This is a genomic window from Pseudomonas sp. NFACC08-1, assembly GCF_900106735.1.
Taxonomy (GTDB): Bacteria; Pseudomonadota; Gammaproteobacteria; order Pseudomonadales; family Pseudomonadaceae; genus Aquipseudomonas; species Aquipseudomonas fluorescens_Q.
Window position 1 is genome coordinate 414,445 of record NZ_FNNL01000001.1, and the last position, 14,712, is coordinate 429,156.

General features: G+C 61.0%; 12 protein-coding genes. 7 read left to right on the forward strand and 5 right to left on the reverse strand.

Features of this window, described 5'->3' with window-relative positions; genetic code table 11:
* Positions 1 to 9: 9 nt before the first annotated feature.
* The gene (ppk1, locus tag BLU76_RS01895; protein WP_063323856.1) at positions 10 to 2,226 is read left to right on the forward strand and encodes a polyphosphate kinase 1; all 2,217 of its coding nucleotides are present in this window, start codon (positions 10 to 12) and stop codon (positions 2,224 to 2,226) included.
* Positions 2,227 to 2,419: 193 nt separating this feature from the next.
* On the opposite strand, the gene ppx is transcribed toward ppk1, so the two are convergent.
* The 5 genes from ppx to BLU76_RS01920 all read right to left on the reverse strand — a co-directional run bounded on the left by ppx (position 2,420) and on the right by BLU76_RS01920 (position 7,028).
* Positions 2,420 to 3,922 carry an exopolyphosphatase gene (gene ppx, locus BLU76_RS01900; RefSeq protein ID WP_092221298.1) on the reverse strand — a complete coding sequence of 501 codons (1,503 nt, stop codon included), beginning with the start codon at positions 3,920 to 3,922 and terminating at the stop codon, positions 2,420 to 2,422.
* 250 nt (positions 3,923 to 4,172) lie between these two features.
* A complete protein-coding gene (locus tag BLU76_RS01905; protein WP_092221301.1) occupies positions 4,173 to 4,907 on the reverse strand; it encodes an amino acid ABC transporter ATP-binding protein in 735 nt (244 codons plus the stop codon).
* Positions 4,894 to 5,544, reverse strand: coding sequence for an amino acid ABC transporter permease (locus tag BLU76_RS01910; protein WP_003206735.1), 651 nt, complete (start codon positions 5,542 to 5,544; stop codon positions 4,894 to 4,896). The genes BLU76_RS01905 and BLU76_RS01910 overlap by 14 nt, the downstream gene beginning before the upstream one ends.
* On the reverse strand, positions 5,541 to 6,221 hold the full coding sequence (locus BLU76_RS01915; RefSeq protein WP_003206733.1) for an amino acid ABC transporter permease: 681 nt from the start codon (positions 6,219 to 6,221) through the stop codon (positions 5,541 to 5,543). The genes BLU76_RS01910 and BLU76_RS01915 overlap by 4 nt, the downstream gene beginning before the upstream one ends.
* A gap of 21 nt (positions 6,222 to 6,242) precedes the next feature.
* On the reverse strand, positions 6,243 to 7,028 hold the full coding sequence (locus tag BLU76_RS01920) for a transporter substrate-binding domain-containing protein (protein ID WP_014340791.1): 786 nt from the start codon (positions 7,026 to 7,028) through the stop codon (positions 6,243 to 6,245).
* A 254-nt stretch (positions 7,029 to 7,282) separates the two neighbouring features.
* Here BLU76_RS01920 and BLU76_RS01925 point away from each other — a divergent pair, with 254 nt between their 5' ends.
* The 6 genes from BLU76_RS01925 (at position 7,283) to BLU76_RS01950 (ending at position 14,548) form a co-directional block, all read left to right on the forward strand.
* Positions 7,283 to 7,990, forward strand: a complete 708-nt coding sequence (locus BLU76_RS01925) for a FadR/GntR family transcriptional regulator (protein WP_092149182.1) — start codon at positions 7,283 to 7,285, stop codon at positions 7,988 to 7,990.
* Between the two features lie 121 nt (positions 7,991 to 8,111).
* Positions 8,112 to 8,441, forward strand: a complete 330-nt coding sequence (gene trxA / locus BLU76_RS01930) for a thioredoxin TrxA (RefSeq protein ID WP_092221303.1) — start codon at positions 8,112 to 8,114, stop codon at positions 8,439 to 8,441.
* 241 nt (positions 8,442 to 8,682) lie between these two features.
* Entirely contained in the window at positions 8,683 to 9,942 is a 1,260-nt protein-coding gene (gene rho, locus BLU76_RS01935) for a transcription termination factor Rho (protein ID WP_003206716.1), read from the forward strand.
* 136 nt (positions 9,943 to 10,078) lie between these two features.
* Entirely contained in the window at positions 10,079 to 12,034 is a 1,956-nt protein-coding gene (locus BLU76_RS01940) for an acyltransferase family protein (protein ID WP_092221305.1), read from the forward strand.
* Positions 12,035 to 12,113: 79 nt separating this feature from the next.
* Entirely contained in the window at positions 12,114 to 13,580 is a 1,467-nt protein-coding gene (gene ubiD / locus BLU76_RS01945; RefSeq protein ID WP_063325203.1) for a 4-hydroxy-3-polyprenylbenzoate decarboxylase, read from the forward strand.
* On the forward strand, positions 13,580 to 14,548 hold the full coding sequence (locus tag BLU76_RS01950; protein ID WP_092149175.1) for a CDP-6-deoxy-delta-3,4-glucoseen reductase: 969 nt from the start codon (positions 13,580 to 13,582) through the stop codon (positions 14,546 to 14,548). The genes ubiD and BLU76_RS01950 overlap by 1 nt, the downstream gene beginning before the upstream one ends.
* Positions 14,549 to 14,712 lie beyond the last annotated feature (164 nt).

The following is a 14,712-nucleotide window of genomic DNA, read 5'->3' on the forward strand; positions in this document are numbered from 1 at the left end:
GAACTTGCGATGAATACCGAAGGACTCTCCGAAGTTGCCGTAAAAGACGCTCAACCCGTGGTCGAGCAGATTGCCGAGACACCGCCGACGCTGGAGCCTGCTGCCCCAGCTGTCGTCGAGCCCGCACCGGCTCCGGCGATTGTGATTCCCAACCTGGATGACAGCAGCCTGTACATCCATCGGGAGCTGTCGCAACTGCAGTTCAACATCCGCGTGCTGGAGCAGGCGCTGGACGAGTCCTACCCGCTGCTGGAGCGGTTGAAGTTCCTGCTGATCTTTTCCAGCAACCTGGATGAGTTTTTCGAAATCCGCGTCGCCGGGCTGAAGAAGCAGATCACCTTCGCCCGTGAACAGGCCGGTGCCGACGGCCTGCAACCGCACCAGGCCCTGGCGCGCATCAGCGAGCTGGTCCACGGCCATGTGGACCGGCAATACGCGATCCTCAACGATATCCTGTTGCCGGAGCTGGAAAAGCACCAGGTGCGCTTCATCCGCCGGCGCTACTGGAACACCAAGATCAAGACCTGGGTGCGCCGCTATTTCCGCGACGAGATCGCACCGATCATCACGCCGATCGGTCTCGATCCGACGCACCCGTTCCCGCTGCTGGTCAACAAGAGCCTGAACTTCATCGTCGAGCTGGAGGGCATCGACGCCTTCGGTCGCGATTCCGGCCTGGCGATCATTCCGGCGCCACGCCTGCTGCCGCGGATTATCCGCGTGCCGGAAGACGTCGGCGGCCCTGGCGACAATTATGTGTTCCTGTCGTCGATGATCCATGCCCATGCCGATGACTTGTTCCAGGGCATGAAGGTGAAAGGTTGCTACCAGTTCCGCTTGACGCGTAACGCCGACCTGTCGGTGGACACCGAGGACGTCGAAGACCTGGCCCGCGCCCTGCGCGGCGAGCTGTTCTCCCGTCGCTACGGTGATGCGGTGCGCCTGGAGGTGGCCGATACCTGCCCGAAACACCTGTCCGATTACCTGCTCAAGCAGTTCAACCTGCATGAGACCGAGTTGTACCAGGTCAACGGCCCGGTCAACCTGACCCGACTGTTCAGCATCACCGGCCTGGACAGCCATCCGGAGCTGCAATATCTGCCGTTCACGCCGCAGATCCCGAAACTGCTGCAAAACAGCGAGAACATTTTCAGCGTGATCAGCAAGCAGGACATCCTGCTGCTGCACCCGTTCGAGTCGTTCACACCGGTGGTCGACCTGCTGCGCCAGGCCGCCAAGGATCCCCACGTCCTGGCGGTGCGCCAGACCCTGTACCGCAGCGGCGCCAACTCGGAAATCGTCGATGCCCTGGTGGACGCGGCGCGAAACGGCAAGGAAGTCACGGCAGTGATCGAATTGCGCGCGCGCTTCGACGAGGAATCCAACCTGCAACTGGCCAGCCGCCTGCAGGCGGCGGGTGCGGTGGTGATCTATGGCGTAGTCGGCTTCAAGACCCACGCCAAGATGATGCTCATCCTGCGCCGTGAAGCCGGTGAGATCGTGCGTTACGCCCACTTGGGCACCGGCAACTACCACGCTGCCAACGCCCGCCTGTACACCGACTACAGCCTGCTGACCTCTGACGATGCCTTGTGCGAAGACGTCGGCAAGCTGTTCAGCCAGTTGATCGGCATGGGCAAGACCCTGCGCATGAAGAAACTGCTGCATGCGCCGTTCACCCTGAAAAAGGGCATGCTCGACATGATCGCCCGGGAAACGCAGTTCGCCTTGGACGGCAAACCGGCCCACATCATTGCCAAGTTCAACTCGCTAACCGACCCGAAGATCATTCGTGCGTTGTACAAGGCCAGCCAGTCGGGCGTGCGCATCGACCTGGTGGTGCGTGGCATGTGCTGCCTGCGGCCGGGCATTGCGGGGGTGTCCCACAACATCCATGTACGCTCGATCATCGGGCGCTTCCTGGAGCATACGCGGGTGTTCTACTTCCTCAACGGCGGTGAGGAGCAGATGTTCCTGTCCAGTGCCGACTGGATGGAGCGCAACCTCGACAAACGGGTCGAGACCTGCTTCCCGGTGGAAGGCAAGAAGCTGATCCTGCGGGTCAAGAAGGAGCTGGAAAGCTACCTCACCGACAACACCCACAGCTGGAGCCTGCAGTCGGATGGTCGCTACATCCGCAACACCCCGACCGGCAACCAGAACCCGCGCAGCGCCCAGGCGACGTTGCTGGAGCGCTTGAGCAGTCCGGTGTTGGCGGTTCGTTAAGGTTGGGGTGATGCAGTTCTGATGGTTTAAGGATATCTGTGGCGAGGGGATTTATCCCCGCTGGGCTGCGAAGCAGCCCTGAAACCTGCGGGCCAGTTGTGTCAGGTTGATTACCTTCCAACTCTTTGGGGCCGCTTCGCGGCCCAACGGGGATAAATCCCCTCACCACAATAGATCTGGGTTGTGGCGGGGCTCAGTGAATGTTCAGCACAATCCCGACCCGGGTGAGCCATTCGGCCTCCTGGGCGAAGTCGGCCTGGGTCAGCTGGTTTTCTTCCAGCCAGCCCTCGGGGAACATCACATCCAGTTGATCGCCGTCGGCATGCAGGGCCACCTGGGGCATTTCCTGGGTGCCACGGATGTGATGGAACAGGATCGCGAAGCGCAGCAGCACGCACAGGCGAATCAGCTTGATGCCGTCATCGCCGAACTCGGCAAACTTATCCTTGGGAATATTGCGTCGGTGGCCGCGCACCAATAGCGCGAGCATTTGCTGGTCTTCCCGGGAAAACCCCGCCAGGTCCGAATGCTCGATCAGGTAGGCGCCATGCTTGTGGTAGTGATAGTGGGCGATGTCCAGGCCCACTTCATGGACCTTGGCGGCCCAGCCCAGCAATTCGCGCCAGACTCCGTCGTTAAGGTCCCAATCGTCGGCCACCTGGTCGAAGGCATGCAGTGCCTTGCGTTCGACCCGTGCGGCCTGCTCCAGGTCGACGTGATAACGCTCCATGAGCGAGCCCAGGGTGCGCTCGCGCACGTCTTCGTGATGATGACGCCCCAGTAGGTCATACAACACGCCTTCGCGCAGGGCGCCTTCACAGTGGTCCATGCGGTGCAGTTCGAGGGCGTCGAAAATCGCCTCGAGGATCGCCAGACCCGCGGGGAAAATCGCCCGGCGGTCGGGCTTGATGCCTTCGAAGTCGATCTTGTCGGCATCGCCGAGCTTGAACACCCGTCGCTTGAGCCAGGCCAAGCCCTCGGCATTGACCTCGCCGGTGCCATGCCCGCCGGCCTTGAGGGCCAGGCCAATGGCGCGAATGGTGCCCGAGGAGCCAATGGCTTCATCCCACGTCAGGCGGTGCAGGGCGTGCTCGATGCTCATGATCTCCAGGCGCGCCGCCGTATAGGCCTGGGCATAGCGGGCCGGGGTGATCTTGCCGTCGCGGAAATAACGCTGGGTGTAGCTCACGCAGCCCATCTGCAGGCTTTCGCGCAGCAGCGGTTCGAAGCGCTGGCCGATGATGAATTCGGTACTGCCGCCACCGATGTCCGCCACCAGGCGCTTGCCTGGGGTGTCGGCCAAGGTATGGGAAACGCCCAGATAGATCAGGCGAGCCTCTTCACGGCCGGAAATGACTTCTACCGGATGCCCGAGGATTTCTTCAGCACGGCGGATGAACTCGCCACGGTTGCGCGCCTCGCGCAGGGCGTTGGTGCCCACGATCCGCACCGCGCCCAAGGGCATACCATTGATCAGTTGGGCAAACCGCTTGAGGCAGTCAAGCCCGCGCTGGATGGATTCTTCGCTCAGCTGGCGTTCTTCGTCGATACCGGCGGCCAGTTGGACTTTCTCGCCGAGCCGCTCAAGAATGCGGATTTCCCCGTTCTGGGCCTTGGCAACGACCATGTGGAAACTGTTGGAGCCCAGGTCTATGGCGGCGATCAGGGACAGATTCTTGGCTTGGGATGGCGGCATGGTCAAAAAGTCTCGGTCGATAACCTTACCATCCTGCCACGATCGACCGCCTACGCCAACGCACCTGAACCAAACCCTTGAGCCAGAGCAGTTCCCTGTGGCGAGGGAGCTTGCTCCCGCTGGGCTGCGAAGCGGCCCCAAAGCCATTCAACGCGGTCCATCAGGAAAACTCGGCTGGCCGGTTTTACGACTGCTGCGCAGCCGAGCGGGAGCAAGCTCCCTCGCCACAAGAGCTTTTTGGCTGAGAAAATCAGGCCGGCTCGACGGTCCCGATAAAGTTCGCCAGCTCCGCCGTCTGCGGATTGGCAAACAATATCTTGGGATCCCCCACCTCATGCACCTTGCCCTGGTGCATGAACACCAGTTTGTCGCCGACCTCCCGGGCAAAACGCATTTCATGGGTGACCATGATCAGCGTCATGCCTTCCTTGGCCAACTGCCGCACCACGCTGAGCACTTCATTGACCAGCTCGGGGTCCAGGGCCGAGGTGATTTCGTCGCACAGCAGCACTTTCGGCGACATCGCCAGCGCCCGGGCGATCGCCACCCGCTGTTGCTGACCACCGGACAAGCGGTCGGGGAAGGCATCGAATTTCTCGCCAAGCCCGACCCGTTCCAGCATCTGCCGCGCCAGCACGGCCGCCTTGGCCTTGGGCACTTTTTGCACTACCTGTGGCGCCAGCATGACGTTCTCGCCGACCGTCAGGTGCGGGAACAGGTTGAACTGCTGGAACACCATCCCGACTTTCTGGCGCAGGCTGCGCAGGTCGGCGCGGGCCGCATCGAGGTATTCGCCGTCGACTTCGATCACGCCATCATTGATCGATTCCAGGCCATTGAGAGTGCGCAGCAAGGTGGATTTGCCCGAGCCGCTGCGGCCGATGATCGCCACCACCTGGCCTTCCTCGACACTCAGGTCGATGCCCTTGAGCACGTGGTGATCGCCGTAGTATTTATGCAGGGCGGTAATTCTAAGCAGAGGCATGCAGTCTCCTTTCCAGGTAGCGCGCACTGAGGGACAAGGGGTAGCAGAGCAGGAAATAACCGAGGGCGACCAGGCCGTAGACCATGAACGGCTCGAACGTGGCATTGGCGAGCATGCCGCCGGTCTTGGTCAGTTCGGTAAAGCCAATGATCGACGTCACGGCCGTGCCCTTGACCACTTGCACCGAAAAGCCCACGGTCGGCGCCACGGCGATGCGCAGGGCCTGGGGCAGGATGACGTAGCGCAACTGCTCCAGCGGGTTGAGGGCCAGGCTCGCCGAGGCTTCCCACTGGCCGTGGGAAATCGAGTCGACACAACCGCGCCAGATCTCCGCCAGGTAGGCGCTGGTAAACAGCGTCAAGGCAATCGCCGCCGCCATCCACGGCGAAATCTCCACCCCGGCCAGGGCCACGCCGAAGAACACCAGGAACAGCTGCATCAACAGCGGTGTGCCTTGGAACAGCTCAATGTAGGTCCGGGCGATGTTGCGGGGCAGGGCGCTCTTGGAGATGCGCAACACCATGATCAGCAAACCGATCACGCCGCCACCGATAAACGCCACCAGCGACAACGCCAGGGTCCATTGCAGGCCGGTGAGCAGGTTGCGCACCACGTCCCAGAAAGTGAAATCGCTCATCGGCCGCTCCCGTTGCTGCTCTTGTACAGGCAGCGGCGGCCCACCCAGTTGAGGAACTGGCGGATCAACAGCGCCATGCACAAGTAGATGAGCGTGGTCAGCGCATAGGTTTCGAAGGCGCGGAAGTTACGTGACTGGATGAAGTTGGCGGCAAAGCTCAACTCTTCGGTGGCGATCTGCGAACACACCGCCGAGCCGAGCATCACAATGATGATCTGGCTGCTCAACGCCGGCCAGACCTTGCCCAATGCCGGCAGCAGCACAACGTGGCGGAAGGCCTCGAAGCGGCTCATCGCCAGGGCCGCGGCCGCTTCCAGTTGCCCCCGCGGGATCGCCTGGATGCCGGCGCGGATGATCTCGGTGGAATAGGCGCCGAGGTTGATCACCATCGCCAGCACCGCCGCCTGCCATTCGGAAATCTGCAGGCCCAGGGACGGCAAACCGAAGAAGATGAAAAACAGCTGCACCAGGAACGGCGTGTTGCGGATCAACTCCACGTAGACGCCGAAGATCGCCGCGAACGGGCGAATGTTCCACGCCCGCACCACGGCCCCGACGATGCCTAGGCTGACCCCGAGCAACGTACCGATGGCCGTCAGTTCCAGGGTGAACAGCGCGCCGCGCAACAGCAGCTCGGTGTTTTGCACCACCGGCAGAAAATCGAACTGATAAGCCATGCTCAGCCTCTCAAGCGACGGTCAGAGATCGGCCGGCAGCGGCTGCTTGAGCCAGGTCTGGGAATTTTTCTCCAGGCTGCCATCGGTCTTGGCGGTCGCGAGGATCTGGTTGACCTTGTCCAGCAGCGCCGGCTCGTTCTTGTTCACGCCCACGTACACCGGCGAGTCCTTGAGTTTCACCTTCAGGGCCGGAACACGCTTGGGGTTGCGTTCGCTGATGGCGACCATCACCACGTTGCCACTGGCGATCAGGTCCACCTGACCGGCCAGGTAGGCGGCGATGGTCGAGTTGTTGTCTTCGAAGCGCTTGATGGTGGTGCCTTCGGGGGCGACCTTGGTCAGCTCGATGTCTTCGATGGCGCCACGGGTGACGCTGATGGTCTTGCCCTTGAGGTCGTCCAGGTTGTTGATGGCGGCGTCAGGCGGACCGAACACGGCCAGGTAGAACGGCGCGTAGGCGCTGGAGAAGTCGATGACCTTTTCCCGCTCCGGATTCTTGCCCAGGCTGGAAATCACCAGGTCGACCTTGCCGGTGGTCAGGAAGGGGATACGGTTGGTGCTGTTGACCGGTGTCAGTTCAAGCTTGACCTTGAGCTGGTCGGCCAGCAGTTTTGCGGTGTCGATGTCCAGGCCGCGGGGTTTCATGTCCGGGCCTACCGAACCGAATGGCGGGAAGTCCTGGGGCACGGCGACCTTGAGGGTGCCACGCTTGACCACGTCTTCCAGGCCATCGGCGTGGGCGGGTAGCTGACAGAGCATCAGGCTGGCAAACAGAGCTGTGAGCAGGGCGCTGCAACGCTGAATCATGGCGAATCTCCGCAATCGGTGATGTGATTTCTGCGTTCGGACAGAGCACAGGCCATGCCAAGGCGACTTTTAAGCGGCCCAAGCCGCGGTTTTGCTGGCGGAGGGCGGTCTTACTGGTCTGAACAGTCGCGGCGTTTTTCGCACCGTTATCGGGCGTCGGTATTTGTCGCCGAACCCTGCTGGGGCACGACTTGCCGGGCGCGGCGAATAGCTTTACAACTAGCCGCTCACTGGCCCGGTTCGTCTAAAAAATCATGAATTCCATCGCTCGCGCCGTTCCTGAAGTGGCTCTGCAAGCCATTCGCAAACTGATCGTCGATGAAGGCTTCGGCCCGGGCGATGCGCTGCCGTCGCAACGGGACCTGGCGCTGCAACTGGGGGTGAGTCGGGCGTCGTTGCGCGAGGCGCTGTCATCGTTGAGCGCCTTGGGGATGATCAGCGTGCAGCCGGGCAAAGGGGTCTTCGTGCAGGCACCGGTAGAAGCTCCACGCAGCGAATCGGCGCCGGGCTGGCCGTTCGCGGCCCAGGCCTCGCCAGTGGATATCTTCCAGTTGCGCTACGCCCTGGAGGGTTTCGCGGCGGGGTTGGCGGCGGTGACGCTCAGCGCCGATGAGCTGGACATGCTGCAAGACAATGTCGAAGCCATGCGACGGGAATTGAAGATCGGCGACTTCGACGCCGCCGCGCGGCTGGATTTCGAATTTCATCGGCGCATCCTGCTGGCCAGCGGTAATCAGGCGATGCTGAGCATTCTCACCGCCAGCGCCGAGATCTTCCTGGAAAGCCAGAAACTACCGTTCATCAGGGCGGAGCGGGCGATGGAAACGTGGCAGGAGCATCGCAAGATCCTCCGCGCCTTGGCTCGCCGCGCTTCGGGCGCTGCGCAAAAAGCCATGCAGGAACATGTACGTAACGCGGCGTTGCGTACCGGGATTGCCTTCGTCGCCCCCGTCGCTTCGTGAGTTGAGCCATACCCAAATACGTCTTTCGTCATAGCGAGACTCAATCAACTGCGGCTTCCTGAACCCCGGAAGGGCCGCTATCATGGGCCACGTTTTTTTGCTGACAACCCCGGAGATTTCCATGAGCAGCGATCTGATCAAACACGTTACCGACGATAACTTCGACGAAGAAGTACTCAAGGCCGAAGGCCCGGTACTGGTCGACTATTGGGCAGAGTGGTGCGGTCCGTGCAAAATGATCGCCCCGGTCCTGGACGAAATCGCTACCACTTATGAAGGCAAGCTGACCGTTGCCAAGCTGAACATCGACGAAAACCAGGAGACTCCGGCCAAGCACGGCGTACGCGGTATCCCGACCCTGATGCTGTTCAAGAACGGCAACGTCGAAGCCACCAAAGTGGGTGCGCTGTCGAAGTCGCAACTGGCTGCTTTCCTCGACGCCAACATCTAAGCGCCGAATGCCACTGAAAAAGCCCCGCAAATCGCGGGGCTTTTTCGTTATTCGGGGCTAGACGCTTGCAAACCCAGGTGGTACATTCGGCCCCGCACTGGTTTCTCCATTGCCCCCTGCAAGCCGTCGCCGACGCTCTCCTTTCGAATAAGTACGCGATCCTGTCGCCTTCTCCGCGGCGCGGCCTCATTAAGCCAAAAGCTTAATTTCCCCCCTCCATAAATGATTACGTCATTCCTATATGAATCTGACTGAACTCAAGCAAAAGCCGATTACCGAACTGCTCGAATTGGCCGAACAGATGGGCATAGAAAATATGGCCCGTTCGCGCAAGCAGGACGTGATTTTCTCCCTGCTCAAGAAGCACGCGAAAAGCGGCGAGGAAATCTCCGGTGATGGCGTGCTGGAGATTCTCCAGGACGGCTTCGGCTTCCTTCGCTCCGCAGACGCTTCCTATCTCGCCGGCCCGGACGATATCTACGTCTCGCCGAGCCAGATCCGTCGCTTCAACTTGCGCACCGGTGACACCATCGTTGGCAAGATCCGCCCTCCGAAGGAAGGCGAGCGTTACTTCGCCCTGCTCAAGGTCGACACGATCAACTTCGACCGTCCGGAAAACGCGAAGAACAAGATTCTCTTCGAGAACCTGACCCCGCTATTCCCGACCGTGCGCATGAAGATGGAAGCCGGCAACGGTTCCACCGAAGACCTCACCGGTCGAGTCATCGACCTGTGCGCACCCATTGGCAAAGGCCAGCGTGGCTTGATCGTGGCGCCGCCGAAAGCGGGCAAGACGATCATGCTGCAGAACATCGCGGCCAACATCGCCCGTAACAACCCTGAAGTTCATCTGATCGTGCTGCTGATCGACGAGCGTCCGGAAGAAGTGACCGAGATGCAGCGCACCGTGCGCGGCGAAGTGGTCGCCTCGACGTTCGACGAGCCGCCGACCCGCCACGTGCAGGTTGCCGAAATGGTGATCGAGAAGGCCAAGCGCCTGGTCGAACACAAGAAGGACGTGGTGATCCTGCTGGACTCCATCACTCGTCTGGCCCGTGCCTACAACACCGTCATCCCGAGCTCTGGCAAGGTGCTGACCGGTGGTGTCGATGCCCACGCGCTGGAAAAACCGAAGCGTTTCTTCGGCGCCGCGCGAAACATCGAGGAAGGCGGTTCGCTGACCATCATCGCCACCGCGCTGGTTGAAACCGGCTCGAAGATGGACGAAGTGATCTACGAGGAATTCAAGGGCACCGGCAACATGGAGCTGCCTCTGGATCGTCGTATCGCCGAGAAACGTGTCTTCCCGGCCATCAACATCAACCGTTCCGGCACACGCCGCGAAGAGTTGCTGACCGCCGATGACGAATTGCAGCGCATGTGGATCCTGCGCAAGCTGCTGCATCCGATGGATGAAGTCGCCGCCATCGAGTTCCTGGTCGACAAGCTGAAGACGACCAAGACCAACGACGAGTTCTTCCTGTCGATGAAACGCAAGTAACACCCAGCACGTTTCAAAAAAGGACGCCCCGAACAGGGGCGCCCTTTTTTTTTCGTGGCTTTGTATCAAAAAAGACAACTTTCCCAAGCCGGTAGTGTCCGTGCTTGCATCATCTTGTAAAGCGACAAGGATCGTTATGCGCACGTTCGGCAGCCGCCGTGACATCGACGGTTTGAGGGCCCTGGCCGTTATTCCTGTGGTGCTGTTTCACTTCGGCTTCAGCACATTCAGTGGTGGCTTTGTCGGTGTTGACGTTTTTTTCGTCATTTCCGGTTTCTTGATAACCAGCATCCTGTTTCGCGAGATCAGTGCGCAGCGTTTCAGCTTCGTCGATTTTTGGGCGCGCCGTGCCCGGCGAATCATTCCGGCCTTGAGCGTGGTGCTGGTGGCAACGCTGGCCCTGGGCTGGTTGCTGCTGACGGCCAAGGATTTTTCGGAGCTGGGTAGGGCGGTTCGTTATCAGGCGCTGTTCATTTCCAATATCTTGTTCATGCGTGAGGACGGTTACTTCGAGCCCGCGTCGGACCTCAAGCCCTTGCTCCACACCTGGTCCCTGGCGGTTGAAGAGCAGTACTACATCTTCTTTCCGCTGTTGATGGTGTTGTTGATGCGCCACGTTCGCCATTGGCGCTGGATGCTGTTTGCCGTGCTGCTGGTTTCTTTCGGACTGAATGTCGCCTCTATCGACCGCAAGCCTGACTTCGTCTTCTTTTCGCTGCCGACTCGGGCCTGGGAATTGTTATGCGGCGCAATGCTCGCGGTGTGGCCTGCATCGAAACAGCCGGTGAGGCCATGGCTCTGTCAGCTCGCGGGTGTGGCCGGGCTGGCTGCTGTCCTGGTGGCGGTTTTCACTTTTGACAAGGCCACTCGATTTCCGGGTTGGGCCGCCTTGCTGCCGGTGCTTGGCACCACTGCGCTGATCTGGTCCGGTGCCCAGGGTTCGACCTGGGTGGCTCAGGCACTCAGTGCCAGGGCACTCGTCTGGGTTGGCCTGCTGTCCTATTCCTTTTATCTGTGGCATTGGCCGGTCTACGTCTATGCCAATGCCATTTCGATCGACGGTATCCAGGCTTGGGAGGCGGCGGGCTGGATTCTGCTGGCACTGGGCCTGGCCTGGTTGAGCTGGCGTTTCGTCGAGCTTCCGTTTCGTGAAAAGCGTGTACTGGCCGCACGCAAGCCGATGCTGGCCGCCGGTTTGCTGGCGATGGTTGCCCTGGCGGTGACGGGGTCAGTGGTGCGCTCGGCCGATGGTTTTCCCCAGCGCCTTACGGGCAAGGCCCTGGAATATGCTCAGGCGCGAGAGTGGCGGGCCGGGCAAATGAAATGCATGTCAGCGAATTCGGACAAGAACCTGGACAAGGCGTGCTTGATCGGCAGGAACAAAGAGGCGCCGGCGACTCAACTGTTTTGGGGCGACAGCCATGCCGCCGCATTGTTGCCGGCGATTGAAACCGGTGCTGCCCCCGAAGGGCGCCCGGTATGGCTCTACAGCTTGAGCGGTTGCCCGCCGATCCTGAGCGACGCCCCCCGACAGCGATGCAAGGACTTTAACGAACGGACCATGGATCAGGTTCGTCGCCTGCAGATCAGCGACGTGGTGCTCGCGTCCAACTGGAGTCTTTACGTCTACGGTCGTGAGAACGGTGATAAAGAGTTGTTGCTCAACCCTCGCGACAATACCGCCGAGGCCGAAACACGTCTGGCCGCGGCGCTCAAGGCGCGAGTGGCAGCGATAAGGGCAGCAGGCGCGCAAGTCTGGTTGTTCAAGGAGGTACCGTTGCAGCACAAGGGCGTTGTCAGCCGGTTGGTGAGCCTGGCCCGGGTCGGGCGTTCGACCGAGGGCTTGGGGCGCCCGCTTCAGGAGCACTTGTCCCGCCAGCGTTTCCTGAGTGGGTTGTTCGACTCGATGAGCGCCGCCGACCCCGGCGTGCATGTCATCGACCCTACCCCGCTGATGTGTGCGGGCCAAGTCTGCAGCATCGTGGTTGGTGGGTATATGCAATACAAGGACGAGGATCATCTGTCTGACATCGGCAGTGCCCGGCTGAGCCCATTGTTTGCGCCGGTGCTGGTGGGTACAACCGACAATTGATCGCTGCTGCGCACGCACGGGCTGCTGTTTGGGCGTTAGAGCAGGTAGGATGTACGCCTATTTTCGGGGTGGCATCTCAATGAAATTCAAGGATCTTCGGGATTTCGTGCAGCAACTGGAGCAGCGCGGCGAGTTGAAACGCATCCAGATTCCCATCTCTCCAGTGCTGGAGATGACGGAGGTCTGCGACCGCACGCTTCGGGCCAAAGGCCCGGCGTTGTTGTTCGAAAACCCCACGGGCTACGACATTCCGGTGCTGGGCAACCTGTTCGGCACGCCGGAGCGCGTGGCTCTGGGCATGGGCGCCGAAGCGGTCAGCGAACTGCGCGAAATCGGCAAGCTGCTGGCGTTCCTCAAGGAACCCGAGCCGCCGAAAGGCCTGAAGGACGCTTGGTCCAAGCTGCCGATTTTCCGCAAGATCATTTCCATGGCGCCGAAAGTCGTCAAGGACGCTATCTGTCAGGAAGTGGTGATCGAGGGCGACGATGTCGACCTGGCCATGCTCCCTGTGCAGACCTGCTGGCCGGGCGACGTAGGGCCACTGATCACCTGGGGCCTGACCGTCACCAAGGGCCCGAACAAGGATCGCCAGAACCTGGGCATCTATCGTCAGCAGGTAATTGGTCGCAACAAGGTCATCATGCGCTGGCTGAGCCATCGGGGCGGAGCACTGGACTACCGTGAGTGGTGTGAAAAACACCCCGGCCAGCCATTCCCGGTGTCGGTGGCCCTGGGTGCGGACCCGGCGACCATCCTCGGCGCAGTCACGCCCGTGCCCGACAGCCTTTCCGAATATGCGTTCGCCGGCCTGTTGCGCGGTAACCGCACCGAGCTGGTGAAGTGCCGTGGCAACGACCTGCAAGTGCCAGCCACCGCCGAGATCATCCTTGAAGGGGTGATCCATCCTGGCGAAATGGCCGATGAAGGGCCGTACGGCGACCACACCGGTTACTACAACGAAGTCGACAGCTTTCCGGTGTTTACCGTCGAGCGCATCACCCATCGGATCAAGCCGATTTACCACAGCACCTATACCGGCCGTCCGCCCGATGAGCCGGCCATTCTCGGCGTGGCGCTGAACGAAGTGTTCGTGCCTATCCTGCAAAAGCAGTTTCCGGAAATCACCGATTTCTATTTGCCCCCGGAAGGCTGTTCGTATCGCATGGCCGTGGTGACCATGAAGAAGTCGTATCCGGGGCACGCCAAGCGGGTGATGCTCGGTGTCTGGTCGTTTTTGCGACAGTTCATGTACACCAAGTTCGTTATCGTCACCGACGACGATATCAACGCACGGGACTGGAACGACGTGATCTGGGCCATTACCACGCGCATGGACCCCAAGCGCGACACGGTGATGATCGAGAATACGCCGATCGACTACCTCGACTTCGCCTCGCCAGTGTCCGGCCTGGGGTCGAAAATGGGGCTCGATGCCACGCATAAATGGCCCGGTGAAACCACTCGTGAGTGGGGCCGGGTTATCGTCAAGGATGAAGCCGTTACCCAACGGATCGATGCCATCTGGAATCAGTTAGGAATAGATTGATGCGTGTAACCTTGCAGCCTTCCGGGGCGGTGCTGGAGATCCGGCCCGCCGAGCGGATTCTCGATGGCGCGCGGCGCCTGGGCTATGAATGCCCGCAAAGTTGCCGCAACGGCAACTGCCATGTCTGCGGCGCGTTGTTGGTGGAGGGCCGTGTGGAACAGGCGGGCGAGGTGCGCGATCACGGTGAGATCTTCACCTGCATCGCCGAGCCGCTGGAGGACTGCGTGGTGTTGTGGGATGGCGTGCTGTCGCCGGGTGAGCTACCGGTACGCAACCTGGCGTGCCAGGTGGTCGAGTGCGCCGACGTGGGGGGCGATGTCTGGCGAGTGCGCCTGCGTGCGCCGGCCGGCAAGCCGCCGCGCTATCACGCCGGGCAGTACCTGATGATCGAACGGGAAAACGGCGAAAAATCGGCCTTCTCCCTGGCCTCGGCGCCGCATTCGGGGCGCGAGCTGCAATTGCACGTGTTGGTGCGCGAAAGCAGTGCACAAGCCCTGCTGGAGCAACTGCGGCGCAACCCCAGCGTGCGTATCGAGATGCCTTTTGGCGACACGCATTTGTCCGAACTGCCCGACGGCCCGTTGGTACTGATCGCCGCCGGAACCGGCATGGCGCAGATGCACAGCCTGATCGAGCATTGCCGGGCGGCGGGTTTCAAGCACCCGGTGCACCTGTATTGGGGCGTGCGGCGGCCGGAAGATTTCTATGAAATCGAGCACTGGGACGAATGGAAAAAACTGCCGAACCTGTTCCTGCACAAAGTCGTCAGCGACTTGTGCGGCTGGGAAGGGCGCTGCGGCATGCTCCATGAAGCGGTATGCGAGGACATCAGCGATCTATCCGGCGTGCACGTCTACGCCAGCGGCTCGCCGGCCATGATCTACGCCACGCTCGATGCACTGGTCGAAGCCGGAATGGACGCCCATCAAATGCGTGCGGATGTCTTCGCCTATGCGCCGCGTACTTAAAAACTCACCCGAATCCCGTGGCGAGGGAGCTTGCTCCCGCTCGGTTGCGCAGCGACCGCAAGTTTTTTAGGGCTGCTTCGCAGCCCAGCGGGAGCAAGCTCCCTCGCCACGGGTCATATATCGCCCGATATACCTATTCGATATTTAACCCATGAGCCAGATGC